Source organism: Embleya sp. NPDC056575 (assembly GCF_042793325.1).
GTDB lineage: Bacteria > Actinomycetota > Actinomycetes > Streptomycetales > Streptomycetaceae > Embleya.
In genome coordinates, this window is the sequence record NZ_JBHTVA010000055.1 from 33,660 (window position 1) to 60,273 (window position 26,614).

Annotated in this window: 20 protein-coding genes and 1 tRNA gene; 14 read left to right on the forward strand and 7 right to left on the reverse strand. The window is 72.0% G+C overall.

Annotated features, from left to right (window positions below; all coding sequences use genetic code 11):
• Window positions 1–35: 35 nt before the first annotated feature.
• Both ACFRCG_RS34340 and ACFRCG_RS34345 read right to left on the reverse strand, forming a co-directional pair.
• Window positions 36–1,190 (reverse strand): lipopolysaccharide kinase InaA family protein, encoded by a 1,155-nt coding sequence (locus tag ACFRCG_RS34340; protein ID WP_380038773.1) that lies wholly within the window; start codon window positions 1,188–1,190, stop codon window positions 36–38.
• The gene (locus ACFRCG_RS34345) at window positions 1,187–2,089 is read right to left on the reverse strand and encodes an NUDIX domain-containing protein (protein WP_380038775.1); all 903 of its coding nucleotides are present in this window, start codon (window positions 2,087–2,089) and stop codon (window positions 1,187–1,189) included. The genes ACFRCG_RS34340 and ACFRCG_RS34345 overlap by 4 nt, the downstream gene beginning before the upstream one ends.
• A gap of 288 nt (window positions 2,090–2,377) precedes the next feature.
• Here ACFRCG_RS34345 and ACFRCG_RS34350 point away from each other — a divergent pair, with 288 nt between their 5' ends.
• Window positions 2,378–3,175: an STM4013/SEN3800 family hydrolase gene (locus tag ACFRCG_RS34350; RefSeq protein ID WP_380038849.1), complete on the forward strand. Its 798-nt coding sequence runs from the start codon at window positions 2,378–2,380 to the stop codon at window positions 3,173–3,175.
• Window positions 3,176–3,294: 119 nt separating this feature from the next.
• A tRNA-Thr gene (locus ACFRCG_RS34355) sits at window positions 3,295–3,370 on the forward strand.
• Between the two features lie 129 nt (window positions 3,371–3,499).
• Here the strand turns inward: ACFRCG_RS34355 and ACFRCG_RS34360 are convergent.
• Complete coding sequence (locus ACFRCG_RS34360) at window positions 3,500–4,354, reverse strand: ADP-ribosylglycohydrolase family protein (protein WP_380038777.1); 855 nt, start codon at window positions 4,352–4,354, stop codon at window positions 3,500–3,502.
• A gap of 542 nt (window positions 4,355–4,896) precedes the next feature.
• Here ACFRCG_RS34360 and ACFRCG_RS34365 point away from each other — a divergent pair.
• From ACFRCG_RS34365 to ACFRCG_RS34380, 4 genes are all read left to right on the forward strand, one after another.
• Complete coding sequence (locus tag ACFRCG_RS34365) at window positions 4,897–7,065, forward strand: putative bifunctional diguanylate cyclase/phosphodiesterase (RefSeq protein WP_380038779.1); 2,169 nt, start codon at window positions 4,897–4,899, stop codon at window positions 7,063–7,065.
• A 176-nt stretch (window positions 7,066–7,241) separates the two neighbouring features.
• Window positions 7,242–8,528 carry a sensor histidine kinase gene (locus ACFRCG_RS34370; RefSeq protein WP_380038781.1) on the forward strand — a complete coding sequence of 429 codons (1,287 nt, stop codon included), beginning with the start codon at window positions 7,242–7,244 and terminating at the stop codon, window positions 8,526–8,528.
• Window positions 8,529–8,576: 48 nt separating this feature from the next.
• On the forward strand, window positions 8,577–9,245 hold the full coding sequence (locus ACFRCG_RS34375) for a response regulator (RefSeq protein WP_380038783.1): 669 nt from the start codon (window positions 8,577–8,579) through the stop codon (window positions 9,243–9,245).
• 434 nt (window positions 9,246–9,679) lie between these two features.
• Window positions 9,680–11,098 (forward strand): DUF6745 domain-containing protein, encoded by a 1,419-nt coding sequence (locus tag ACFRCG_RS34380; protein ID WP_380038785.1) that lies wholly within the window; start codon window positions 9,680–9,682, stop codon window positions 11,096–11,098.
• A 13-nt stretch (window positions 11,099–11,111) separates the two neighbouring features.
• On the opposite strand, the gene ACFRCG_RS34385 is transcribed toward ACFRCG_RS34380, so the two are convergent.
• The 3 genes from ACFRCG_RS34385 to ACFRCG_RS34395 all read right to left on the reverse strand — a co-directional run bounded on the left by ACFRCG_RS34385 (window position 11,112) and on the right by ACFRCG_RS34395 (window position 13,142).
• Entirely contained in the window at window positions 11,112–12,071 is a 960-nt protein-coding gene (locus ACFRCG_RS34385; protein ID WP_380038787.1) for a DUF1152 domain-containing protein, read from the reverse strand.
• 132 nt (window positions 12,072–12,203) lie between these two features.
• The gene (locus ACFRCG_RS34390; RefSeq protein WP_380038789.1) at window positions 12,204–12,380 is read right to left on the reverse strand and encodes a hypothetical protein; all 177 of its coding nucleotides are present in this window, start codon (window positions 12,378–12,380) and stop codon (window positions 12,204–12,206) included.
• A gap of 69 nt (window positions 12,381–12,449) precedes the next feature.
• A complete protein-coding gene (locus tag ACFRCG_RS34395; RefSeq protein WP_380038791.1) occupies window positions 12,450–13,142 on the reverse strand; it encodes a DNA polymerase beta superfamily protein in 693 nt (230 codons plus the stop codon).
• Between the two features lie 259 nt (window positions 13,143–13,401).
• Between ACFRCG_RS34395 and ACFRCG_RS34400 the strand changes: the two genes are divergently transcribed.
• From ACFRCG_RS34400 to ACFRCG_RS34435, 8 genes are all read left to right on the forward strand, one after another.
• Complete coding sequence (locus ACFRCG_RS34400) at window positions 13,402–14,211, forward strand: hypothetical protein (protein WP_380038793.1); 810 nt, start codon at window positions 13,402–13,404, stop codon at window positions 14,209–14,211.
• Window positions 14,212–14,388: 177 nt separating this feature from the next.
• Window positions 14,389–15,987 (forward strand): acyl-CoA carboxylase subunit beta, encoded by a 1,599-nt coding sequence (locus tag ACFRCG_RS34405; RefSeq protein ID WP_380038795.1) that lies wholly within the window; start codon window positions 14,389–14,391, stop codon window positions 15,985–15,987.
• 72 nt (window positions 15,988–16,059) lie between these two features.
• Complete coding sequence (locus ACFRCG_RS34410) at window positions 16,060–18,102, forward strand: acetyl/propionyl/methylcrotonyl-CoA carboxylase subunit alpha (protein ID WP_380038797.1); 2,043 nt, start codon at window positions 16,060–16,062, stop codon at window positions 18,100–18,102.
• On the forward strand, window positions 18,099–19,877 hold the full coding sequence (locus ACFRCG_RS34415; RefSeq protein ID WP_380038799.1) for an acyclic terpene utilization AtuA family protein: 1,779 nt from the start codon (window positions 18,099–18,101) through the stop codon (window positions 19,875–19,877). The genes ACFRCG_RS34410 and ACFRCG_RS34415 overlap by 4 nt, the downstream gene beginning before the upstream one ends.
• 3 nt (window positions 19,878–19,880) lie before the next feature.
• Complete coding sequence (locus tag ACFRCG_RS34420) at window positions 19,881–21,095, forward strand: acyl-CoA dehydrogenase family protein (RefSeq protein ID WP_380038801.1); 1,215 nt, start codon at window positions 19,881–19,883, stop codon at window positions 21,093–21,095.
• A gap of 189 nt (window positions 21,096–21,284) precedes the next feature.
• Window positions 21,285–22,565, forward strand: coding sequence for an alpha/beta hydrolase (locus ACFRCG_RS34425; RefSeq protein WP_380038803.1), 1,281 nt, complete (start codon window positions 21,285–21,287; stop codon window positions 22,563–22,565).
• Between the two features lie 128 nt (window positions 22,566–22,693).
• On the forward strand, window positions 22,694–24,241 hold the full coding sequence (locus tag ACFRCG_RS34430) for an AMP-binding protein (RefSeq protein WP_380038805.1): 1,548 nt from the start codon (window positions 22,694–22,696) through the stop codon (window positions 24,239–24,241).
• Window positions 24,242–24,319: 78 nt separating this feature from the next.
• Window positions 24,320–24,919 carry a hypothetical protein gene (locus ACFRCG_RS34435; RefSeq protein ID WP_380038807.1) on the forward strand — a complete coding sequence of 200 codons (600 nt, stop codon included), beginning with the start codon at window positions 24,320–24,322 and terminating at the stop codon, window positions 24,917–24,919.
• Window positions 24,920–24,995: 76 nt separating this feature from the next.
• Here ACFRCG_RS34435 and ACFRCG_RS34440 read toward each other — a convergent pair whose 3' ends face one another.
• Window positions 24,996–26,528, reverse strand: a complete 1,533-nt coding sequence (locus tag ACFRCG_RS34440; protein WP_380038851.1) for an APC family permease — start codon at window positions 26,526–26,528, stop codon at window positions 24,996–24,998.
• Between the last annotated feature and the right edge of the window lie 86 nt (window positions 26,529–26,614).

Here is a 26,614-nt window from a genome sequence, read left to right on the forward strand (position 1 = left end):
AGGCGGAGACCGCCGCCGCTCCCGTCGGATGGGACCTACGACTCGCGACGCGTGGGCATCGCGAACGGCCGGAAACGGCGCGGGCCGTAGAGCTTGCCGAGCAGTTCGTCCAACTCGCCGAGCAGCTTCCACGCGTCGTGCGGACGGCGTGCCGGGGCGGGCAACGAGCAGCCCCGGGCGAAGCGCGACAGCGGCTTGGGCGCGTCCGGCGCGAGCAGGCCGGTGACACAGCGGGTCGCCATGTAGACGTCCGCGGCGGTCTCCGGCGGCTGCTTGGCCGGGATCTCCGGCGGGTACAGGTCGGCGTGCCGGTCGATCATCGCGGGCACGTGTTCGACCGCCTTCGCCCGCAGGATCGCCTCCGGTCGGGCCGGGTCGGTCGGGCCGTCGAGCAGCACCGAGTAGCACCAGTCGACCAGGACCAGGCCGTGCTCGCGCGGATGGATCAGCACGTGGTCGGGGGTGATCGCGCCGTGGACCACACCCGCGCGGTGCGCGTATCCGATCGCGACCAGCAGCCGGCGCCACATCCAGGCCACGTCGCGCGCGTCCAGGCCGTCCGGGTACGCCTCGCGCACCTCGGCCAACGACCGGAAGCCACGCACCCGTTCGATCACGTTGGCGCGCCGCTCGGTGCCGGACGCGGCGTCGCGATGCCGGAACGTCTCGATCAGCCGCGGTACGTAGTTCGCGTATTCCGGGTCGCCCGCGCGCGCGATCCGCTCCAGGGCGGTGGCCTCGCGCTCCATCAGGTCGTTGTCGGTGACCGAGCGGGGCAACTTGAGCAGCGCCCGCGCCTCGCCGTCGTCCTCGGCCCGGTAGTTGACCTTGTAGAGCGTGGCGATGTCGCCGCTCGCCCGTTCGCCGCCGACCGAGTAGACCCGGCGCTTGGTGGTGATCACCACCTGACGGCCGGTCACCCCGGTGATGTCCTGCTGATACCGGTTCCACGACTCGCCGAGCCGGGTGAACGCGGCGGCGGCCTCGGCACGGCGGTCGGTCGGCGCGGTGTCCGGGTGCAGCAGGCGCGCGAGCAGCCGATAGGTGCGGTTGCCCGCCCGCAGACAGGCCTCCGGCGTGCCGTCGTAGGGCCCGAAGACGCCCTGCGGGTCCGGCGCGCCGGTCAGCAGATCGAGCGCGTCGTCGAAGGTGGTGGGGCCGGTCGAGGTGGTGCCGGGCGTCCTGGTCATCGGGAGTCCTCCTCCGGGGACGGGCGCAACAGCGCCGGGTGCAGCAGACGTGCGGGGCCCGCGCGGTACAGCCGGGCGCGGCGCCCGCCGCGCGCGCCGCCGCGGGCGGTGGTGGCGCCGGTGTCCCGGACGAAGCCGGGTACCGAGAGCACCTTGCGGTGGAAGTTGCCGGCGTGCATGGGCCGGCCCCACACCGCCTGGTAGACCTCGCGCAGTTCGGTGACGGTGAACTCCTCGCCCGCGAACGCGGTGGCCAGCGGCGAGTATTCGAGCTTGGCCCGGGCGCGTTCCAGGCCGTCGGCGAGGATGCGCGCGTGGTCGAAGGCCAGTTCGGCCGGGTCGACGTCGGCGACGGGCACCCACTGCGCGTGGGCGGCGTCGCCGCCGGCGGTCGGGTCGGGCAGGTCCGGGGCGAAGGCGAGGTGGGCGACCGAGACGATCCGCATCCTCGGGTCGCGCCCGGGGGTGCCGTAGGTGCCCAGCTGTTCGAGGTGGAGCCGGTCGAGTCGGGTGCCGGCGGCGAGCCCGGTCTCCTCGGCGAGTTCGCGCTCGGCGGCCTCGGCGAGGTCCTCCTCGTGCCGGGTGCCGTCCGGGTCGATCACCGGGCGGACGAAGCCGCCGGGCAGCGCGAGGCGGCCCGCGAACGGCATCTCGCCGCGCCGGACCAGCAGTACGTGCAGCGCCTTGGCGGCGCTCTCGACTCCCTCACCGGCTCCCGACTCCGCCCCCGTCCGCGAGACGCCCCCCGCATTGGCCTCCGGCTCGCCCGACGCCCCGACCGGCGGGCCGAGTTGACGGATCGTCAGCGCGACGATGTCGACGGTCACCGCGATCGGCTCGAAGGCCCTGGGGTCGTAGGACGCGAGCCAGTCGCGTTCGGTGGTGGCGGTGTCGGCCATATCGCGGATCCCTCCCATGCGCTCATGGCGATGCACGTCCGACGCAGCCCCGTCGGTTCACGTTCCCGACACCGACTCGACGGTTGTTCTCCGATTGAGATCTTCTTAATCTGAGAACAACATACACGGCCGGATCCGAACCGGCGAGGGGGTTATCCCTCGAAGAGTCCCCTCCCTCTGGTAGGCATGGGCGATCCACTCGCCGCCCGCGTGCGGGCCACCGGCGGCGGCCCCGAACACCCGAGCAGAAGCGGAGCAGGTGGCATGTCCGATATGACCGATCCCGACATGAACGCCGTCGTGGGTGAGCAGGACCTACTGCTCGTCACGCTCGACGCGCTGCGGTACGACGTGGCCGTCGAGCTCGCGGCGGCGGGCCGGCTGCCCAACCTCGCGCGGGTCCTGCCCGAGGGCGGCTGGCAGCGCCGGCAGACCCCCGCGCGACTCGCCTTCGCCGCGCACACCGCGTTCCTCGCGGGCTACCTGCCCACCCCGGACGGGCCCGGGCCACACCCGCGCCTGTTCGCCTCCCGTCTCGGCGACACCGAGACGACCGGCCCGCACACCTGGCTGTTCGACACCCCGGACCTGCCCAGCGCGCTGACCAAGGCCGGCTACCACACCGCGTGCATCGGCGGGGTCGGCTGCTTCGACAAGCAGGGCGCGCTCGACTCGGTGCTGCCCGGGATGTTCGCCGAGAGCCACTGGGACCCCGAACTCGGCGTCACCTCACCGATCTCCTTCGAGGCCCAGGTCGCCCGGGCCGAGCTGGTGGTCGGCGGCCTGGACCCGGATCGCCGGCTGTTCCTGCTCGTCGACGTCGCCGCCGTGCACCACCCGAACTGGTTCCACACCCCCGGCGCCACCGCCGCCGACGGCGACACCCGCGACACCCACGCGGCCGCGCTGGAATACGTGGACCGGCACATCGGCCGGCTCTTTCGCGCGATGAGCTGCCGCCGGCCGTGCTTCGCGATCGTCACCAGCGACCACGGCACGGCCTACGACGAGGTCGCGCAAGCCGCCGGCGAGGTGGTCTGGACGGTGCCCTACGCGCACTTCACGATGAGCCCCGGCGAGTGGTGAGCACCGCTTCGGGCGTCGGGCGCGAGCCCGGGCGCGGAACCGCTCCCGGGCCGGGCCGGCGACCCGAACGGATCAAGTTGGCAGACCGAACGCGGATCCGGTAAGTTTTCGCCGCGCAGGCCCCAATAGCTCAGTCGGTAGAGCGTCTCCATGGTAAGGAGAAGGTCTACGGTTCGATTCCGTATTGGGGCTCCAGGCAGACGAGAGGCCCCCGGTTCGCCGGGGGCCTCTCGTGTTTCGCCGGGGGCTTCGCGTCTTTCGGCCACCCGCCCCTCGGGACGCGGCCGAGACGATCTTTCGGCGGACTTTCGCCCCGCGCGCGGCTCAGCCGAATCGCGCCGTCAACCGCGCGTCCAGGCCCGCGAGATGTTCCCGGCCGTACGGGCCGTCCTCCAGACCCGCCAGCAGCTCGCGCGGCAGGTCCTGGGCGTACTCCGCCGAGCAACTCGCCGCCGCCAGCGCGATGGTGGCCACCGTGTCCACGTCGCCGGTGTACGCGACGCACGCGCGCAGGAGCGCGGCCGTGCCGGTGTGCGCGGCGAGCGCGGTGACCGCCGCGCGGGTGCTGTCCATCCCGGCCGAGCCGACCTTGCCGCGCCACGGCTCGGTCCACACCGTCGGGCCGGTGGAGGCGGGCAGGTTCGCCGCCAGCCATCCCGGCAGCTCGGCGACCGGGCCGAGCCCGTACCGGCAGTAGTGCACCGCCAGCGCCGCCGCCGTGGCCGAGGTCATCCCGCCGAGCGTACGGTGGGTGATCCGGGCCTGGAGCGCCGCCGTGCGCCGCACCTCGTCCCGGTCCGGCAGCAGCCCGATCACGCCCGCCCGCATCGCCGCGCCGCTCTTGTCGCTCTCCGGTCGCAGCACCTCCAGAAGCCCTGTGCCGTCGGCGACTTCCTCGAGTACGCCCCGGAACCCCCGCGCGTATCCGGCGCGCGGATCCCGCTTGTACGCCCGCACGAACAGCTCCGCCAGGGCCGGGATTCCGCGATCGTCGCCGAGCAACCACTCGGCGACCGCGATACTCATCTGCGTGTCGTCCGTATATCGGCCCGGCAACACGTCACGATGACGGGGATGCTGCACATAACCGGCGAGTGTGTTGCCTCGCGTGACGAACGAGCGCTCCGCGTACTCGAACCCGGCGCCGTACGCGTCGCCCACCGCCAACTCGACCATCATCGGGACCACATCCTCTCTCCGGACGGGCCGCCGAACGCCGGTCGCGGCGGCGCCCCGACTCGCCGACGCGAGCCGGTAGAGCGTACCGTTACCCGGGGGCAACAACCTGATGGTCCGTCAGTCATCGCGTCGGGCGCCCTGCGTACGCCGGAGTACGCGGGCGTACGCCACAATTCGGTACGGACCCGCGCGCACCACCTGTCCCTCTCCGGAGTGATGCTCCTCGCGCCGTGTCCAACTGCAAGACGTTTCCGCGCCGCGGCGGATACCGTCAACGATGATCACGCGATCGTCGGGACGTGCCGGACGTACCATCCGGCTCGTCCGAACGGGTGATAACGGGTGATGTGGCTCGTTCACACGGCCGCTGGGGATTGTGGCCGGCTCGTCCGAGAGGCGACCGCACCGACATTGCGCGGTGGCGGATCGCCCCCGAGGAGGAAAGGTGGGGCGGTGGATCGACCATCGTGGGCGCCGGGCATGTGGCTCCAGGCGTGCCGGGGAGCCGGCCGGCGCGCCCGGACCACCGTAAGGGGCACAGGGTGAGCGGCGGAACGCACGACGCGCGCTTCGACGAGGCCGAGGGGTCGCTGAGCCGCTTCGCCCGGGACTGGGCCCGCACCATCGAGGGCACCAGCTTCGTCCCGTTGAGCGGAGCCGAGATCGAGGAGTACCTGCGCGGGCAGGCCGAGCGTCTCGCCCACGCGCTGCGTTCCGAGCCGTTCGACCCCGCGATCGCGCGCGAGGTCGGCGCGTCGCTGGTCGGGCAACACTTCACCGGCAGCGGGACGCTGGAGCGCACGCTGGGTCTGGTCGGCCCCTGGTGGCCCGTGTTGCGCGCCAAGGCCGCCGCCCAGGGCCACGATCCCGACGTCTGGCTGGAGCGCGTCTCCGCGCTCACCGGGGCGCTCGCGGCGGGCTACGCGGAGGCGCTGCGGCGGCGCACGCTGGACGAGCAGGAGGCCATCCACGCCGCCGTCCTGGTCGCGCGGGACAACGCCGAACACGCGCTGCACACGAGCGAGGCGCGCTTTCGGGCGGTCTTCGACCAGGCCGCGATCGGCATCGGGATCGGCGACGTCGACGGCAACGTGATCGACGTCAACCAGGCGATGACGACCATGTTCGCGGCCAGCGTCGAGGAGATGTGCAAGCGGCAGGTCCGCGACTTCATGCACGCCGGCGACACCGACCACATGTGGAAGCTCTACGACGAGTTGGTCACCGGCGAGCGTGATCACTTCGCGCTGGAGAAGCAGTTCGAGAACGCCGACGGCGAGACGTTGTGGACACACCTGTCGCTCTCCCTGGTCCGCGACTCCAAGGGCAATCCCGAGTACCAGGTCTGCATGCTGGAGGACGTCACCGACCGCCACCGCCTGCACACCCGGCTGCGCCACCAGGCGATGCACGACCAACTCACCGGGCTGCCCAACCGCGCGCTGTTCGTCGAACGACTGACCGCGGCCTTCGAGCACCCGGGCCCGGGCGACCGGGTCGGCCTGTGCTACCTGGACCTGGACGGGTTCAAGGTGGTCAACGACAGCCTCGGGCACGACGTGGGCGACCAGTTGCTGGTCGCGGTCGCCCGGCGGTTGAGCCGGTACGCGGGCCAGGCCGGGCATCTGATGGCGCGGATGGGCGGCGACGAGTTCGTCATCCTGGTCGAGCACTCCACCGGGACCGGCCAGGTGGTGGCGCTCGCCGACGGCGTATTCGCCGCGCTGCGCGAGCCGTTCCGGATCCGCGGCCACGATCTGACGGTCACCGCGAGCATCGGCATCGTCGAGCGGCCGGTGGCCGGCACCAGCCCGGCGGACACGCTGCGGGCGGCCGACATAACGCTGTACTGGGCCAAGTCCGACGGCCGCGGCCGGTGGACGGTGTTCGACACCGACCGCAACGACCGCGAGGTGGCCCGCTACACGCTGTCCGCGGAGATGCCCGCCGCGCTGCATCACGGCGAGTTCTACGTCGACTACCAGCCGCTGGTGTCCCTCGCCGACGGCGGCGTGCTGGGCGTCGAGGCGCTGGTGCGCTGGCGCCATCCGCGCAACGGCCTGGTCGGACCGGACCGCTTCATCGGCCTGGCCGAGGAGACCGGCCTGATCGTGCCGCTGGGCATGCACGTGCTGGAACAGGCCTGCCGCGAGGCGCGCCGTTGGCAGGACCTGGAGCCGGACAGCGCGCCGTTCATCAGCGTCAACCTGGCCGAACGCCAGTGCCGCGAACCGGGCCTGGTCCGGCAGGTGGAGCGGGTACTGGCCGAGACCGGCCTGGATCCGGGCCGGCTGCAATTCGAGCTGACCGAGAGTCAGATCATGTCCACCGACGGTGGTCCGCTGGAACGGCTGCGCGAACTGGCCGCGATGGGCATCCGGATCGCGATCGACGACTTCGGCACCGGCTACTCGAACCTGGCCTATCTGCGCCGACTGCCGGTGTGCGAACTCAAGATCGCGGGCTCGTTCGTCGAGGGCCTGCGCCAGCCCGGCGACTCGGACCCGGTGGACGGGCGCATCGTGGCCTCGCTCGTCGAGCTGGCGCACGCGATCGGGCTCACCGTGACGGCCGAGGGCATCGAGACGGCGGTCCAGGCGGAGCGGCTGCGGGCGATCGGGTGCGACGCGGGGCAGGGGTGGTACTTCTCCCGCCCGGGCCCGCCGGACCGCATCGAGGGCATGCTGGCGGGGGTCAAGGAGCCCGGTTGAGGGGTGGGGCGGCCGAACGCCGGCCGTCATACCCGTAATACCTCCGAGCCAGTCGCGAGGGCGGCTCCGCGGCGGGATGCGCGGCGGTGGGGGCGGTGCGTAGCTTCGGTGCCGGGGCCGGGTCGGGCATCGACCCGGCCGGACGGCGGAGGTACGGCGTGCCTAGGGTTGATCGTGTGCGGGAGGGCAGCGGGGGCCGATTCGGAACGGCACTGGGCACACTGACCCGTACGCTCCGTGACGACCTGTGGACGGCGGAGCCCGATCCGCTGCCGCCCGGTTGGCGCGACTGGCAACCGGCGATGGTGCTGCTGGTCGCCTTCGCGGTGTTCCCGACCGGGATCCTCGGCATCAACCAGGCCATCTGGCAGTACGGCCTGGGTCAGGGGCCCGGCGTGGTGCTGGGCGCGATTCCGCCACTGGCGGTGGTGTACGCGGTGCGACGGCCGCTGCCGGCCTGGTGGGCGGTGACGGTGACGATGGTCCTGGTCGCGGTGCTCGCGAAGCCGCACGGGCCGCAGATGTACCCGTGGACCGGCAGCGGCATCGCGCTGCACGCCGCGGCGTTGTTCATCCTGGCGCTGCGGATGCGGCCGCGGATCGCGGCCGAGGCGCTGGGGATCAGCGTCCTGGTGGGCGCGGTGTGCACCCTGGCCGCGTCGCCCGTGCACAACCCCGATCTGTACCAGGCCACACTGATCTTCTGCGTCACGGTGCTGGTCGGCGCGGCGCTGCGCGCGCGGGGGGTGGCCCGGAACCAGTTGTTGGCGCAGACCGAACTCACCGCCGAGGAACGGTCCAGGCGCACCCTCCTCGAGGAACGCGCCCGGATCGCTCGCGAGTTGCACGACGTGGTCGCCCATCACATGTCGGTGATCTCGATCCAGGCGCAGGTCGCGCCGCACCTGGTGGACAACCCGTCCGACGCACTGCGCGAGAACCTGACCGGCATCCGGGCGAACGCGGTCGACGCGCTCGCCGAACTGCGCCGGGTGCTCGGAGTGTTGCGCTCGGAGGACGACCTGTCGACCGCGATGCGGCACGTCCCGCAGCCGACCCTGGACCGGCTGGACGAGTTGGTCGACAACGTGCGCGGCGCCGGCGTCGAGGTCGACACCCGGATCACCGGCGAGCGTCGGGCGTTGTCGCCGGGGGTCGAGTTGTCCGCGTTCCGGATCGTGCAGGAGGCGCTCAGCAACGTGCTGCGGCACGCGCCCGGCGCGGCGATCCGGGTGGAGGTGGGGTATCAGGCCACGGGGTTGGCACTGCGGGTGGCCAATACGGCGCCGCCGGCGGCGGGCGGTGCGGCCGGGGCCGCCGGGGTGGGGGCGGAGGGTGGCGGGCACGGGTTGCTCGGCATGCGGGAGCGGGTGGCCATGCTGGGGGGCGAGTTCGCCGACGGGCCGATTCCCGGCGGCGGTTACGAGGTGGTGGCGCGGCTGCCGCTGGGCAGTGGTGCGTGACGCGGTGGCGGTTCGGGAAAGGGAGCGGTTCGTGAGGGGGAACGGTTCGTGACCGTACGGGTGTTGATCGCCGACGACCAGGTGATGGTCCGGCAGGGGTTCACCGTGCTGCTGAACGCCGAGCCCGGCATCGAGGTGGTCGGCCAGGCGGTGGACGGCCTCGACGCGGTCGCGATGGTCGCCGAACTGGCCCCCGACGTGGTGCTGATGGACATCCGGATGCCGCGCCTGGGCGGCATCGAGGCCACCCGCCGCATCACCGGCCCCGCCGACGCCGCGACCAAGGTCCTCGTACTGACCACCTTCGACCTGGACGAGTACGTGTACGAGGCGCTGCGCGCCGGCGCGTCGGGCTTCCTGCTCAAGGACGCCTCGGCGGAGGAACTGGCCCACGCGGTACGGGTGGTGGCCGCGGGCGACGCCCTGTTGGCGCCCAACCTCACCAAACGCCTGATCGGCGAGTACGCCCGCCTGGCCGGCGCCCCGAAGCTTCCCGTCAAGGGCCGGCTCGGCGACCTGACCGAACGCGAGACCGAAGTCCTGTCCCTGATCGCCCAGGGCCTGTCCAACGCCGAGATCGCCGCCGGCCTGGTGGTGGCGGAACAGACCGTGAAGACCCATGTGGGCCGGATCCTCGTCAAGCTGTCCCTACGCGATCGCACCCAGGCGGCGGTATACGCCTACGAATCCGGCCTGATCCGCCCGACGGGATACTGATCCGCGGCGCAGGCACAGTCGGGCGCGGCGCGGACGCGGCGGGGCACGGCCCGAGCGGGGCGCGGGCGCGGCGGAGCGCGGCCCGAGCGCGGCGCAGGCACGGCCGGATGCAACGCGGGCACGGCCGGGCGCGACGCGGGCACGGTCGGGCGCGGCGCGGGTGCGGCGCGGACGCGGCCGAGCACGGTGGGGCGCGGCGCGGGCGCGGTCGAGCACGGTGGGGCGCGGCCCGAGCGCAGCGCAGGCACAGTCGGCCGCGGCCGGGCGCGGCCCGGGTGCGGCCCGAGCGCGGCACAGCCGGGCGCGGGCACGGTCAGGCGCGGCGCGGGGGCGGTCGGGGGCGGTGGGGTGCGGCGCGGGGGTGGTCGGGGGCGGTGGGGTGTCGGTCGGGTCGGTTAGCGTGTGGCCGCGAACCGCAAGCCACGGGAGACACGATGGCCCCGCCGCCCCGCCGACTGCCCGGCATCGCGCTGCCCCGCAGGCCGCCCGCCGCACAGCCGGCGCCCCGCCCCGCGCCGCCCGCCAATCCGGCCGCCGCGGCCTGGTCCGCGCTCCGGGCCCGCGAGACGCGGGCTCCGCACGACGCGACGGCGGTCCGCACGGGCGTCTCCGCCCCCGTCGCCCCATCCCCGAGGCTCACTCCCGCGCCCTCCGGGCCCCGCCGTGGGCCGGCCCGAGTGCTCCGGGACGCGGACCGGGTGGTGTTGCAGGAGGCCGCCGACCACTGGGGTGAGGTGGTCTCCGCCACCGGCGGTGCGGATCGGGAGGCGGCCGAACGGGCGATCCGGGCGGTGTATCGGGCCGCCGGGATGGCGGAGCCCGAGCGGGTGGTCTGGTACGACTCGCCACTCACGGCGGCGGTCGCGGCGGCGGTGGCCTCCGGTACGTGCCGGCCGGCGGATCTGGCCGCCACGCGGTTGTCGGTGAAGGTGCCCGGCCGGCCCGGTCGGCCCGTCCAGGAGCGGTTGTGGAGCGGGCCGTGGCAGGCCGCCAAGGCCGAGGCGAGCGCGGCGCTCGGCGCGGCCGGTTGGCAACTCGCCTGGAACGAGGGCACGTCGCGGTTGTGGGAGCCCACCCGCGAGTTGACCGAGCGGATCCGCGAGGCCGTACACGCCGGCGTCGGCGCGACGGACCCCTCGGTACGCACCCCCACCAGGCGCGCCGCCTCCGTCCCGGGCCGATGGGACGTCGCCGACAAGATCCGCGCGACCACGTACAGCGCCCTCGGCGGCCAGTTCGACGGGGCCTGGCTGGCGGTGTTCGACGGACTGCGAAGGTGTTTCCCCGAGTTCGACTTCCCCGTCGTGGCCGAACTGGGCGAGGTGGCCCGCCACGTCGGCTGGTGGTGGCCCTACGAGCGGGTCGCCCTCGTCAGCGAACGGCCCACCGTCATGCACCGCGACGACCACTCCCGGCTGCACCACGGCGACGGCCCCGCGCTCACCTACGCCGACGGCTTCGCGCTGCACGCGTGGCGAGGGATGCCCGTACCGGCCGACTTCGTCGGCGGCCTCGGTCCCGGTGGCAGCCGGCTGACCGCACGGGCCATCCGCAACGAACACAACGCCGAACTGCGCCGGGTGATGCTGGAGATCTACGGCTACGACCGCTATCTGCGCGAGGTGGGCGCCCAGCCGCTCGACCGGGACGAGACCGGCGTGTTGTGGGAGATCGACCTCGACGACGACGAGCCGATCGTGATGGTCGAGGTGCTCAACTCCACCCCCGAGCCCGACGGCAGCGTCCGCACCTACTGGTTGCGGGTGCCGCCGGACACCGAGACCGCCCGCGAGGGCGTGGCCTGGACGTTCGGCCTGAGCCCGGACGACTACCGCCCGCTGCGCGAGACCTGACGGCCGATCGGCCTCAGTGCGGGATCGCCTGCCTGGGCCGGGTCGACGGCAACTCGTCGCGGAACTCCGCTATGCGCGACGAGACCTCCCAGATGTTGCGGGTGCTCTCCAACCGGTCGAGGTAGAGCGAGCGTTCGGCCAGACCGACCAGGTCGACGGTGAAGTAGACGCTCATCAGCGGATTGATGAACAGCTCGCTGTTCCCCGTGCGTTCGGTGAAGTGCGCGTCGCCGAACCGGCCGCTCAACGCCGCGCCCACGGACCCCTGCACGATGCTCGGGCGGCGCGGGGTGACCCGATTCGCGTAGGCCACCGCGTCCAGGAACAGCGCGCCCTCCCGCGATTCGCGCGGGATGGACAGCGCGCCGAGATAGTGGCCCGACCGGCTGAGCGCGGCCAGGTTCTCCAACACCTGCGCGTGGCAGATCCCGTGGTAGGCGTCGATCCCGAACCCGAGCGAGGCCACCAGCCGGACCGGTACGTCCACCCCGGCCACCGCGGCCAGGCTGGTCATGTCCTCCTCCGGCGTGCCGAGGGACGCCTCGTCGCCGCGCATCAGGATGTCGGTCCCGCCGTCGACCAACACGATCGCGTCGATGTCCAAGTCGCGTACCAGGCGCCGGTACAGCGCCCGCAGCGGCTTCGCCCCGGTCTTCGCGAACGTGTACACCGTGTCCGGGAAACCGTTGCGCGAGAGCCACATCGCCAGCGCCCGCTCCGGGAAGTAGTCGTCGTTCCCGGGGGTATCCGACCGCACCGCCGCCAGGCCCGGAGTCACCCGCACCGAGGACGGCAGGTGATCCACCGTCACGAACGACAGGTTGGCGAAGTGCACCCGCTTGCCCAGATCCGTCAACGCGATGCCGAGCGGCAGCCCGGCGAACACGTCGAATCCCCCGCCCGCCCCGGCGATCAGCACCGAGCGGGCATCGCGGAGGCGGGCGAAGAGCGGAGGTTCGGCAAGTGTGAACACGGCCGGACCGTACCAAGGTGATCACCACGAGAGTCAACACATTTGAGCCATACCGCAGGGGCCCCGGGGCGCACCCGAGCGGACGCGGATGTGCTCGGCCCGAGGCGCGGCGTCGAGGCTCGCCGCCGGCCGCTATCGCGTCGGTGGTACCGGGACGGCGGAGGAGCGAAAGCCGCACTCGCCGCACTGGAACAGGTCCGGGCCCTCCGCGTGCCAGTCGTGCGGCGTGGCGTCCCAGTGTTCGAAGGAGTTCTTCCAATCCTTCCGGGGCGGCCTGCTCTTTCGCGGAGGATCGTATTCCTGCGCCATGATCGCGCCTCCCTTCGAAGGTTTCGGTCCGTGTCGATACCTACCCACACGGAGCGTATTCGACCTCGGTCAGGGAGTGAGGGCGGCCATCCGCAATTCCACGACCAGCGTGTTGATCGCCGCCCGGTCCGGGCGGTCGGGGAGCACCGAGGCCACGGCGTCGAGGCCGGCCTTCTCGTGTTCGAAGCGCGCGGCGAACGCGGGCGGGTCCTCGACGGCCAGCCGGCCCGCGGCGAACAGGTCCTCCCGCTGCGCGCCCACATCCAGGATCAACTCGCCGGTCGCGAGCAGTCGTTGGGCCTGGATCAGCAGGCGCAGACAGTGTCGACCGTGTTTGGCGGTGCGTCGGGCGGTGTCCGCGGAGAAACCGTCCTTGCCCGCCTCGTGCCGCCCGAGCAGGCGTTTGGCCTGCTGGAGCGCGTAACCGCCGTAGGCCGACCGGACGTACTCCGTGGACAGGAACTTCCCCCGCAGCGCCCGGAGTCGACGCCCGGCCTCGGTCTCGACCCGATACTCCGGGAGCCACAACAGCTCGGTCACCGTCGGGTTGCACTTGAGCGCGAGCGAGCAGTACTTGCCCAGTTCGTGCATCGTCACGTCGGGCTTCGTGGTCACCCGCGAGCGGCCGGCCGCCGCCGCGCCGTCCAGGCCCAGCACCTCCCGCGAATCCGCGAGGAAGACGCCGAGCAGATCCTCGTCGGAGGTCTCGGTGGCCAACCCGTAGGCGGTCGACCCGACCACCCCCATCAACAACGTACGCATCCCGCCGACCTCGCTTCCCCGTGACCGTCCCCCGAGCCCGCAGTATCCGACACCGCGCACCCGATGCGAATCCCGTTTTCCGGCCCGGCGACTCACCGGCGTCGGCCATCACGCCGCGAGGAAGTTTCGGGGAGCCTCGCGAATGATCTTGCCTGATACCCCCCAGGGGTATAACTTCATCTTCGTGGCCGACACCACCGGCCGCCGACGAAGAGAACGAACACCTCGAACACCACGCACATCGCCCAGGGAGACCGTCATGACCGTCCACGCCCACCACGCAGCCGCCACCACCGCCACCCCCGAGGGTCTTCAGGTCTCCCGCGACGGCTACACCCTGGTCCCGGTCACCGCGCCCGCCGGCACCTTCGCGTTCCGGATCGACGGCCCCGACGGCACCCCGGTGCGCGAGTACGTCCCGCAACACGACAAGGACCTGCACCTGATCGTGGTGCGCCGCGACCTGAGCGGTTTCCGGCACGTCCACCCGGTCCTCGGCCAGGACGGCGTCTGGACCCAGGAGCTGACCCTCGACGAGGCCGGCACGTACCGGGTCTTCACCGACTTCGCCCCGGCCGCGACCGGCACCCCGCTCACCCTCGGCGTCGACATCCACGTCGCGGGCGACTTCCGGCCCGTGCCGCTGCCCGCCCCGGCCGCGACCGCCGAGGTCGACGGCTACACGGTCACCCTCGCCGGCGAACCCGCGGCCGGACAGGGCGCGCACATCACCCTTTCGGTGGCCCGGGACGGCGCGCCCGTCACCGACCTGGAGCCCTACCTGGCCGCGTTCGGCCACTTGGTCGTGCTGCGCGACGGCGACCTCGCCTACCTGCACGTGCACCCCGGCGGCGCGCCCGGCGACGGGGTCACCCCGGCCGGTCCGGAGATCGCGTTCCACACCGAACTGCCCAGCGTCGGCACGTACCGGTTCTTCCTCGACTTCCAGCACGGCGGCGTGGTGCGCACCGCCGAGTTCACCGTCGAGGCGGGCAAGCCCGCCCCGCACGCCCACGCGCCGGAGCAGGCCGCCGACCCGCACGCGGGGCACCACGGGCACCACGGCTGATCCCGCCCGCCGACGCGACCCTCCCCCGGGTCGCGTCGGCGTCGTTGTGCGCCGACCGACCCGGATACGGCGCCGGCGTCCGCGACTCCCCCGCTGCGCTCGGGCCTTCCATAGCCAAGTGACCGGCCGTTAACATCCGGAAGCTGCCTTCGCGTCGACAGGCGAGGAGTCGAGGTCGTGCCCGTTCTGCGTTCCCGTCTCGATCCGCGGTCCGACACCTACCGGGCCAACCGCACCGCACAACTGGCCGCCCTCGCGGCGCTGCACGAGCAACTGGACCTGGCCCGGGCCGGCGGCGGCGAACGCTACGTCGAACGACATCGGGCCCGCGGGCGCCTGACCGCCCGTCAGCGCATCGAGCTGCTGCTCGACCGGGACGCGCCCTTCCTGGAGTTGTCCTCCCTGGCCGCGTGGGGCACCGAGTTCACCGTGGGCGCCGGCGTGGTCACCGGCATCGGTCCGGTCTGCGGCGTGGAGTGTGTGCTCATCGCCAACGACCCGACGGTGCGCGGCGGTTCGGTCAATCCTTACTCGCTGCGCAAGCACCTGCGCGCGCTGGAGATCGCCCGCCGCAACCGACTCCCCGTGGTCAACCTCGTCGAGTCCGGGGGCGCGGATCTGCCCACCCAGGCCGAGTTGTTCGTGCCCGGCGGCCGGGTCTTCCACGACCTGACCGAGCTGTCCGCGCTCGGGATCCCCACCATCGCCCTCGTGTTCGGCAACTCGACCGCCGGCGGCGCGTACATCCCGGGCCTGTGCGACCACGCGGTCCTGGTGGCCGGCCAGGCCAAGGTCTTCCTCGGCGGGCCGCCGCTGGTGCGGATGGCGACCGGCGAGGAGGCGGACGACGAGGAGTTGGGCGGCGCCGCGATGCACGCGCGCGTGTCCGGACTCGCCGACCACTACGCCGTCGACGAGTACGACTGCCTGCGGATCGGGCGGCGCGTCGTGGCCGACCTGAACTGGCGCAAGCAGGGCCCTGGTCCGAGCCGACCGCCCGACGAGCCGCTGTACGACATCGACGAGGTGCTCGGCCTGGTGCCGACGGACCTGCGCGTCCCGTTCGATCCGCGCGAGGTGCTGGCCCGGGTGGTGGACGGGTCGCGGTTCGACGAGTACAAGTCCGAGCACGGCACCAGCCTGGTCACCGGCTGGGCCTCGGTGCACGGCTTCCCGGTCGGGGTGCTGGCCAACGCGCGCGGGGTGCTGTTCGGCGAGGAGTCCAGGAAGGCCGCCGAGTTCATCCAACTCGCCAACCGCGCGCACACCCCGCTGCTGTTCCTCCAGAACACCACCGGCTACATGGTCGGCACCGCGTACGAACAGGGCGGCATCGTCAAGGACGGCGCCAAGATGATCAACGCGGTGACCAACTCCACCGTCCCGCACCTCACCCTCAACATCGGCGCGTCCTTCGGCGCGGGCAACTACGGGATGTCCGGGCGTGCCTTCGATCCCCGTCTGCTGTTCGCGTGGCCGACCGCGAAACTCGCGGTGATGGGCGCCGCGCAACTGGCGGGCGTGTTGTCCATCGTCGGCCGCCAGGCCGCCGCCGCTCGTGGGCTCGCCTTCGACGAGGACGTGGACGAACTGCGGCGCGCCGCGATCGAGGCGCAGATCGAGCGCGAGTCGCACGCCTTCTTCGTCACCGCGCGGCTCTACGACGACGGGGTGATCGATCCCCGCGACACCCGCACCGTGCTCGGCATCGCGCTGTCCGCCGCACATTCGGCCCCGGTCGCGGGCACCACCGGCTACGGGGTCTTCCGCATGTAGGCCCGACCCCGCCGGGGCCACACCCGCCCCCGAGACCGCCCCCACCGGCCACCCGTACACCGAGGGGATCGTATGCCGCTCATCCGTAGGCTGTTGATCGCCAACCGCGGCGAGATCGCGGTCCGGATCGCCCGCACCGCGCACGCGATGGGGATCGACACCGTGGCCGTGTACGCCGATCCCGACGCCGACTCCCCGCACGTCGCGGCGGCGGACGAGGCGGTCCGGCTGCCGGGCGCGGCGGCCGTGGACACCTACCTGCGCGGCGACCTGCTGATCGAGGCGGCCCGCACCACCGGCGCCGACACGATCCACCCGGGCTACGGATTCCTGTCCGAGAACGCCGACTTCGCCCGCCGAACGGCCGAGGCGGGGCTGCTCTTCGTCGGCCCGACCCCCGAGACCATCGCCGCGATGGGCGACAAACTCGCCGCGAAGGACCTCCTCGGCCGCGCCGGCGTCCCGGTCCTGCCGGGCGGCGTCGTGGCCCCCGAGTCCGCTCCCGAATCCGTGAACGAACTGGCCGCCCGCATCGGCTTCCCCCTCCTCGTCAAGGCCGCGTTCGGCGGCGGCGGTCGGGGCATGCGCGTGGTCCGCGAGCCGGGCGAACTGCCCGCCGCCGTCGCCACCGCCCGTCGCGAGGCCGCCGCCGCGTTCGGCGACGACACCGTGTTCCTGGAGCAACTGGTCCAGAATCCGAGGCACATCGAGGTACAGATCCTCGGCGACACACACGGACGGGTGATCGCCCTGTTCGAGCGGGACTGCTCGATCCAGCGCCGGCACCAGAAGCTGATCGAGGAGAGCCCCGCGCCGGGCATCGACCCCGGATTGCGCGCCGAGTTGTGCGCGGCGGCGGTCACCGCCGGTCGCGCGATCGGCTATCTCGGCGCGGGCACCGTCGAGTTCGTCCTCGACCGCGCCGGCGCCTTCCATCTCCTGGAGGTGAACACCCGACTCCAGGTCGAGCACCCGGTCACCGAACTGACCACGGGCCTGGATCTGGTCCGCCTGCAACTCCTGGTGGCCCAGGGCCACGCGCTGCCCGCGGAGGCGCACGCCGCCGGGCACGCGATCGAGGCCCGGCTGTACGCGGAGGACCCGGTCCGGGACTACGCCCCCTCGGTCGGCACCCTGCACCGGTTCGAAATCGCCGAGTCCGAGCGGGACGGAATCCGGGTGGACGCCGGGGTGGCGACGGGCAGTCGGATCGGCGCGCACTACGACGCGCTCCTGGCCAAGGTGATCGCGTACGCGCCGACCCGCGAGGAGGCGTGCCGCGGACTCGCCCGCGCGCTGGCCCGTGCCCGGGTGCACGGCGTACGCACCAACCGCGACCTGCTCGTCGGCGTGCTGCGCTCGGCCGAATTCACCGCCGGCGCCGTGGACACCGGCTTCCTGGATCGGCATGCCGCCGCCGACCTGTGTGCCGCCGACCCCTCGGCGACGCCCGTGCACGCCGCGGCCGCGGCGCTCGCCGGACAGGCCGAACGCCGCTCCCGGGTAGAGGTGTTGACGAGCATCCCGAGCGGCTGGCGCAATGTCCGCGACGCCGACCAACAGGTGACCTACACATCCGACCCGGACACCCGGACCACCGTGTCCTACCGCCTCCCGGACCACGTCGCGATCGACGGAAAACCCCTGCCCGGCCTGGTGATCCACGCCGCGCACGCCGATCGGGTCGACCTGACCGCCGACGGCGTCCGGCGAACCGTGCACGTACACCGGGTCGGCGCCACGGTGTACCTGGACAGCCCGCTCGGCGCGAGCGTGCTGACCGAACTCCCGCGCCTGCCCGAGCCGGTGCCGGCCGAGACCGAACCGGCCGGGTCACTGCTCGCGCCGATGCCCGGCACGGTGGTGCGGGTCGCGGTCGCCGTGGGCCAACGGGTGGCGGCCGGGCAACTCGTCCTGGCCGTGGAGGCGATGAAGATGGAGCACGAGGTGACCGCCCCGTACCCGGGGGTGGTGTCCCACCTGCCGGTCGGCACGGGCGAAGCGGTGGACACCGGCGCCGTGTTGGCGGTCGTCCGCGCCGCGGATGGCGAGGAGGAGGCGGGGCTCACGACGGCCGACCCACCGGCCGGGACACCGCAGGAGGCGGTCGGATGAGCCGGACCGACAGCCGCCCGATCCGGATCGCCAACTGCTCCGGCTTCTACGGCGATCGCCTCGCCGCCGCGCACGAGATGGTCGAGGGCGGCCCGATCGACGTGCTCACCGGCGACTACCTGGCCGAACTGACCATGTCCATCCTGTGGAAGGCCCGCGCCAAGGACCCGAGTGCCGGCTACGCGCGCACCTTCGTGACCCAGCTCGAACAGGTCATGGGCACGTGCCTGGACCGGGGCATCCGGGTGGTCTCCAACGCGGGTGGCCTCAACCCCGCCGGCCTGGCCGAGCGACTGCGCGCGAGCGCGCAACGCCTGGGCCTGGCCCCGAAGATCGCGTACATCACCGGCGACGACGTACTGGACCGGATCGACGCCGGCCCGCGCACCGTGACGGCCAACGCCTACCTCGGCGGCTGGGGCATCGCCGAGGCGCTGGCCGAGGGCGCCGACATCGTGGTCTGCCCGCGCGTGACCGACGCGTCCCTGGTGGTCGGCCCCGCCGCGTGGTGGCACGGCTGGCGACGCACCGACCACGACCGCATCGCCGGCGCGATCGTCGCGGGGCACGTGATCGAGTGCGGCCCACAGGCCACCGGCGGCAACTACCCCTTCCTCGGCGAACCCCCGAGGCGGCAACGCCCGGGCCGGACCGACGACTTCGCCCTGGAAACCCGCCGACCCGGCTTCCCGATCGCCGAGGTGGCCGCCGACGGCTCGTCGGTGATCACCAAACACCGCGGCACCGGCGGCACCGTCTCGATCGGCACGGTCACCGCCCAGCTCCTGTACGAGATCGGCGGCCCCGCCTACGCCAACCCCGACGCGGTGGCCTGCTTCGACACCATCCGGATCGCTCCGGCCGGCCCCGACCGGGTCCGGATCCAGGGCGTCCGGGGTTTGCCGCCACCACCCACCCTCAAGGTCGGCGTCAACGAGCTCGGCGGCTACCGCAACACCATGACGATGGTGCTCACCGGCCTGGACATCGAGGCCAAGGCCGCGCACGCCGAGCGCATGTTGTTCGACGCGCTCGGCGGCCGGGACCGCTTCGCCGAGGTGGACGTGCGGCTGATCCGCTACGACCGCCCCGACGCGCCGACCAACGAGCAGGCCGGCGCGCACCTGCGGATCACCGTCAAGGACCCGGACCCGACCAGGGTCGGCCGGGCCTTCTCCGGCGCGGTCGTCGAACTCGCCCTGGCCGGCTACCCCGGCTTCCACACCACCACCCCGCCCACGGCCGAGACCGCCTACGCCGTCTTTCGCGCCGGGTGGATCCCGGCGGGCGAGGTCGCGCACACCGTGGTACTCCCCGACGGCACCGCCCGCCCGATCCCGCCACCGGAGCTGACCGCCGCGCTCCCCCGCGGCATCCCGAACCCCATGCCTCCCCCACGCCCGGACCCGCCGAGCCGGCCCGCCCGCCCGCCGGCCCCCACCCGCCGAGCCCCCCTGGGCCTGGTCTGCGGCGCCCGCTCCGGCGACAAGGGCGGCGACGCCAACCTCGGCCTGTGGACGCGCGACGACGCGTCGTATCGCTGGCTCCGCGTACATCTGAGCGTCGATCGGCTGCGCGAGCTGCTGCCGGAGGCGGCCGACCTGCCGATCGAACGCCACGTGTTCGACAACCTGCGCGCGGTGAACTTCGTGATCACCGGCCTGCTCGGCGAGGGCGTCGGCTCCTCGACCCGACCCGATCCGCAGGCCAAGGGCCTGGGCGAGTACGTGCGGTCCCGCCATACCGACATCCCCACGACGCTGCTGGACGGGTGATCCATGCGCTTTGCCGAAGACCGCGACGAAACCCGCGACGAAGGCTTCGACCCGAGCATCGACGAGAGCGACGAACACCGGGCCCTGCGCGCCGCCGTGGGCGCCATCACCGACGGATTCGGCCCCGGCTACTTCGCCGAGCACAGCCGCGAGCGCCGCCCCACCACCGAGCTGTGGCGGGAACTGGGCCGGCACGGCTACATCGGCGTCAACCTGCCCGAGGAGTACGGCGGCGGCGGTGGCGGCCTGCTCGAGCTGACCATCGTCTGCGAGGAGGTCGCCGCGCACGGCTGCCCGCTGTTGCTGCTTCTGGTGTCCGGGGCGATCGCCGGCGAGGTGCTGACCCGCTTCGGCACCGCCGGGCAACAGGCCGCGTGGTTGCCCGGTCTGGCCGCCGGCACCCGCAAGATCGTGTTCGCGATCACCGAGCCGGAGGCCGGTTCCAACACCCATCGACTGTCCACCACGGCCCGCCGGGACGGCGAGGGTTGGTTGCTGCGCGGCACCAAGCAGTTCATCTCCGGAGTCGACGAGGCCGACGCGGTACTCGTGGTGGCCCGCACCGGCACCGACCCCGGCTCCGGGCACGGCCGGCTCTCGCTGTTCGTGGTCGACACCGCGGACCCGAGAGTGACCGCGACCCCACTGGCGATCGAAGGAGCGGCCCCGGAACGCCAGTTCACCCTCTTCTTCGACGACGTACCACTGTCCGCCGACCGGCTGGTCGGCACCGAGGGCGACGGCCTGCGCCAGGTCTTCCACGGCCTCAACCCCGAGCGGGTGACCGGGGCGGCACTGGGCGTGGGCATCGCGAGGTACGCCCTCGCCCGCGCGGCCGACTACGCCCGGACCCGCGAAGTGTGGGATCGCCCGATCGGCACCCATCAGGCGATCGCCCACCCGCTCGCCCAGGCCGCCATCGAGGTCGAGTTGGCCGCGCTGATGACCTACCGCGCGGCCCGGCTGCACGACGCGGGTGAGGCGCGGGTCAAGGCCGCCGGAGAGGCCGCCAACATGGCCAAGTACGCCGCCGCCGAGGCGGCCGTCCACGCCGTCGACGCGGCGATCCAGACCCACGGCGGCAACGGGATGAGCCGTGACTACGGGCTGATCCCGCTGTGGGCGATGGCCCGCACGTTGCGGATCGCGCCGGTGAGCCGGGAGATGATCCTCAATCATGTGGCGCGGCACACACTGGGATTGCCACGTTCGTACTGATCCCCGATCGGCGGCCGGAGGAGTCGGCGCACTTGCGTGCGACTTGTGAATGACTCGGCACGGGACTCGGGATCGACGCGCCGGCAACCCGTCGGGCACAAAATAGACAGAGGCTGCACCGCTCCCGGCGCGACCGTGCGGGGCGTCGTCCGGGACCGGCGCCATCGGTCGGGCTCGGCGGAGAAGGCAGTGGGAGCGTTGGATCAAGTGCTGGCGGGACGGCCCTTCTGGGACGTGGACATCACGAGTGTGTGGTTCGTCATAGGCATGGCGGTCGCCACCGCCGGTACCGCCTTCGCCACCGTCTGGTTCTGGAACCGCCCGACACTGCAGCGCACCCGCCGGATCTGCACGCTGTTGTTCACCCAGCTCATGGTGACCTTCACCATCCTGGCCGCGGTCAACGCGCAGATGTACTTCTATTCGACCCTGTCGGACCTGATGCACATCGCCGACGGGCCGTCCGTACCCGACGTGTCGGTGTCCACGGTGAAGGTCAAGCACCTCGATCCCAAGCCGGCCGTGCCGTTCTCCGACGACGACGGCAAGGGCCTGCCGTTCATGGTCACCAAACCCCCACTGACCGACCGGCCGCGCCCGCCGCATCCGCCGCGGCGCGGCGCCGACCCCAAGCACGGCGTGCTGGTCAACACCAGCATCCAGGGCCCGCGCACCGGCTACAAACTGAACACCTTCGTCTACCTGCCGGCCGCCTACTTCACCCCGGACAACGCCCGGACCCGCTTCCCGGTGATCCAACTGACCTCGGGCTTCCCCGGCACCCCGGACACCTGGCTGCGCCGGATGAAGGTGCACCAGATGCTGGCCGGCCTGATGGAGTCGGGGCGGATGCCGCCGGCGATCGTGGTGATCGCGGCGCAGAACCCGATCGAGGGCCGCGACAGCGAGTGTGTGGACGCGCCCGGCGGCGCCCGCGCCGACACCTACCTCGGCCAGGACGTGCCCGACGCGATAGCGGCCAACTTCCGCACCGCGCCCGCGCCGGCGGGCTGGGGGCTGCTCGGCTACTCGACCGGCGGCTTCTGCTCGGCGAACCTGGCCCTGCGCCACCCCGACCGCTACACCGCGGCGGCCAGCCTGTCCGGCTACTTCAAGGCGATCACCGACATGACCACGGGCGATCTGTACCGGGGCGACGACGGGCTGCGCCGGGCCAACAGCCCGCAGTACACGATCGACAACCCCCGGCGGGCGCCGGTGCGAATGTATCTGTTCGCGGCCAAGGGCGAGGGCAAGACGGTGCGCGAGGCCCGGGAGTTCGCCCGCAAGTTCCGGCCCACGGACACGGTGAAGGTACAGATCGAGTCGTCCGGCGGGCACAACTTCGGCACCTGGGCCAGGGGGCTGCCGGCGGCGTTCGAGTGGCTGGGGCGCGAACTCGCGGCGGCCACCGCGCAGCAGGGCGAGGTACGCGGACCGGCCTTCACGGGCGGACGCCCGCTGCACTGAGCGGTAGCGGCCGGTCCTTCAACGCGGCCGCGTACGGTGCGAGACTTCTGCGGCGCCATCCGAACGGAAGCTCAGCAGCCCGTCGCCCGCCCGGGCGGTGGACCGCCGCACCGAGACGAGGATCGCCCATGCATCCCGGTGTCATCGCCGCCGCGCACCCCGACCGCCCCGCCGTGATCCTGGCCGGCTCCGGCCGCGTCGTCACCTACGCCGAGTTGGACGCCGAAGCCAATCGTTTCGCCCACCTGATGTACGACGCCGGGCTGCGCCCCGGGGACCATCTGGCCATCGCCCTGGAGAACCATCCCCTCTATCTCGCGATCACCTGGGCCGCACAGCGCTCCGGACTGATCTACACGCCGGTGAGCGTGCGCCTGCACCCGGACGAACTCGCCTACGTGGTCGACAATTGCGGCGCCCGCGTCTTCGTCTGTTCGGCCGGCGTCGGCGAACTCGCGGGCGCCGTCCGGGAACGGGCGCCCCGGGTCGAGCGTTGGCTGATGCTCGACGGCGCGAGAGCCGGGTTCGAGGCGTACGAGGAGGCGGTGCGGCCGTACCCGAGCACGCCGATCGCCGTCGAACTCGAAGGCGCCGACATGCTCTACTCCTCCGGCACCACCGGCCGGCCCAAGGGCGTGCTGCCCCGCCGCGAGGAGCATCCGCTGGGCAGCGGACCGGCCGTGACGCTCTATCAGCTGCTCGGCGCGCTGTACGGGATGGACACCTCGGGCGCCGGCGGCGACGTCTACCTGTGCCCGGCGCCGCTGTATCACGCGGCCCCGCTGCGCTACTGCACGCAGTTCCTCCGGGGCGGGCACACCGTGGTGGTGCTGGAGCGCTTCGACGCCGAGGCCGCGCTCGCGGCGATCGAGCGATACCGGGTGACGCACAGTCAGTGGGTACCGACCATGTTCGTGCGCATGCTCAAACTGCCCGCCGAGGTGCGTGATCGCCATGATCTGTCGTCGCTGCGCTACGCGGTGCACGCGTCGGCGCCGTGTCCGCCCGAGGTCAAGGAACGCATGCTGGAGTGGTGGGGGCCGGTGTTGTACGAGTACTACGCGGGCACCGAGGCCAACGGCTACGTCTCCTGCACGCCCGAGGAGTGGCTGACCCATCGCGGCACGGTGGGGCGGGCGATCGTGGGCACGCCGCACGTGTGCGACGAGCAGGGCCGCGAACTGCCGGTGGGCGAGGACGGCGTGGTCTACTTCGCCGACGGGCCGCGGTTCTCCTACCACGAGGATCCGGTCAAGACCGAGGCCGGCCGCGATCCCGGAGGCCGGGGCTGGACCACCCTCGGCGACATCGGACACCTGGACGCGGACGGTTTCCTGTACCTGACGGATCGTCAATCGCACCTGATCATCAGCGGCGGGGTGAACATCTACCCGCAGGAGGTGGAGAACCTGCTCACCCTGCATCCCGCGATCGCCGACGTCGCGGTGTTCGGCGTGCCCGACGACGACCTGGGCGAGCAGGTCAAGGCGGTCGTCCAGCCGGCCGACGGCGCCGTGCCCGGACCGGAGTTGGCCGAGGAACTGATCGCGTACTGCCGCGCCCGACTGGCCCACTACAAGTGCCCGCGCTCCGTCGACTTCCGTCCCACACTCCCGCGCCACCCGACCGGGAAGCTGTACAAACGCCTGCTGGTCGAGGAGTACGAGCGCTCGTGAGGGAACACCGGTAGGTTGTGCGGCCCGAGGCCCCCGTGCCTGCGAATCCAATGAATCCCTGGGGGGATCGCGCACGTCATGACCATGCCGTTCCAGAACGAGACACAGCTGATCATCCGGCAGAACTTCCGCCCGATCGTGAACCAATACGTGGTGCACCTGGTCGGCCCGGACGGCAAGCACGGACCGGTGATCGCCTTCGCGCAGCAAAAGCGCGGCAAGCTCAAGGAAGAGGTGATCCTCTACACCGACGACACCAAGACCACCGAACTCGCCCGGTTCAAGGCGCGCCAGATGCTCGACATCCGGGCCCAGCACGACGTGACCGGTGTCGAGGGGGCCAACCTCGGCATGTTCGCCAAGGACTTCAAGAAGTCGCTGCTGCGTTCCACGTGGCACCTGGAACGTCCGGACGCTCCCCGCGCGACGGGGCGGGAGCGCAGCCTCTCCGGGGCGATCGTGCGCCGCCTGTGGGGCTTCATACCGGTGGTCGGGGACTGGTTGCCGGCTCCGACCTACCACTTCGACTTCGTCGACGAGGGCGGCCGGCCGGTGCTGACCGTCGAGCGGCAGATGAAGCTGCGCGACCAGTACCTGGTGTCGCTCCCCGACCCGACGATGGACCGCCGACTGGCGATCTGCGTCGCGGTGGCCATGGACGCCATCCAGAATCGCTGAATCGTTCCGCCGCCGGCCGGGTCCCCCAGCGACCCGGCCGGCGGCGGGCCGGTCGTGCCCGGTGCCCCGCGTGCGCTCAGTCCTGGTCCGGCACCAGGACGGGCGTGTCCCGCTTGAGCACCTCGCCCCGGAAGAACGCCGGGCTCTCGATCCGGCGGATCTCCATCAGCACCACGCCGAGCACCAGCAGGCCCACGCCGATGATGAACACGCTGCCCACACCCAGGACCCGGTTGCCGTCGCCGTAGTTCGGGTCGGCCACGTCGACCAGCGTCTTGACGAAGATCGCGCCCAGCATCAGTCCGCCGAGGGCCGGCATGACGCCCTTGACCATCGCCTCGCGCACGCTGCGCGACAGGTCCTTGCGGAAGTACCACACGCAGGAGAACGCGGTCAGCGAGTAGTAGAAGCAGATCATCAGGCCGAGCGCGTAGATCGTATCGGTGAGCACGTTCTCCGACAGGATCGTCATCACCGTGTAGAACGCGCCGGTCGCGACGCCCGCGGTGATGGTGGCGAACCCCGGCGTCCTGTACCGGGGATGCACCCGCGAGAACACCTTGGGCACCGCCTGGTAGGTACTCATCGACAGCAGTGTGCGGGCGACCGGGATGAACGTGGTCTGGAGGCTGGCCACCGAACTGGCCAGCACCGCGACGAACATCAGCACGCCGAGCCCCGAACCCATCACCGGATCGGCCAGTTTCGCGAAGATGTTGTCGTCCTCGTCGTTGTTCAGGCCCAGTCCCGTGGTCCCGGTGCCCGCGTACATCAGCGTGGCGACACCGGTCGTCAGGTAGGCCACCACGATGCACAACACCGAGATGATCGCGGCTCGGCCCGGCACCTTGGGCCCGCCGGCGGTCTCCTCGTTGATGCTCAGCGCGGTGTCCCAACCCCAGTACATGAAGATCGACAACGACAGGCCCGCGGTCAGCGCGGCGAAACTGCCGATGCTGAACGGATTGAACCAGTCGAAGGAGAACGGGATCGAGGTGGGCACGTCGCCCGCGCCGGCCTTGCCGATGGCCATCACGACGAACAGGGCGAGCACCGCGAGTTGGAGCGCGACGAGCACGTATTGGACCCGCTTGGTCACCGTCATGCCGCGGTAGCTGATCGCGGTGGCGATGGCGATGAAGGCCAGACAGGTCGGCACGTGGACGAGTTTGTTGTCGTCCAGGTCGCGGATCCGGTCGCTGTCGAACGCCTCACCCAGCGCGAGGTAGAAGAACGACGTGCCGATGCCGGCCAGGTTGGACAGCACGATGATGGTGGCCATCACCAGGCCCCAGCCGCACATCCAACCCACGCGCGGACCGAACGCCTTGACCGTCCAGGTGAAGGACGTGCCGGCGTCCGGAACGGCCTTGCTGAGTTCGCGGTACGCGAAGGCGACGAGCAACATCGGCACGAAGCCCACCAGGAAGATCGCCGGCATGTGGGTGCCGACCTGGTTGACCGTGGGCCCGAGCGCGCCGGTGAGCGTGTACACCGGCGCCACCGTGGAGATGGCGACGACCACGCTGCCCAGCAGGCCGATGGAATTTCTGCTCAGCCCCTTGTCCTGGAGATCGGACTCCGGCAGGTAGTGCGACTCCCCTACCAGGTGGTGCTGGTGCTTATCGCCCCTTTGGCGCACGTGCTCATGACTCACAAGTGAACAGACTAAGTCAGGATGAAACGACTTTTGAC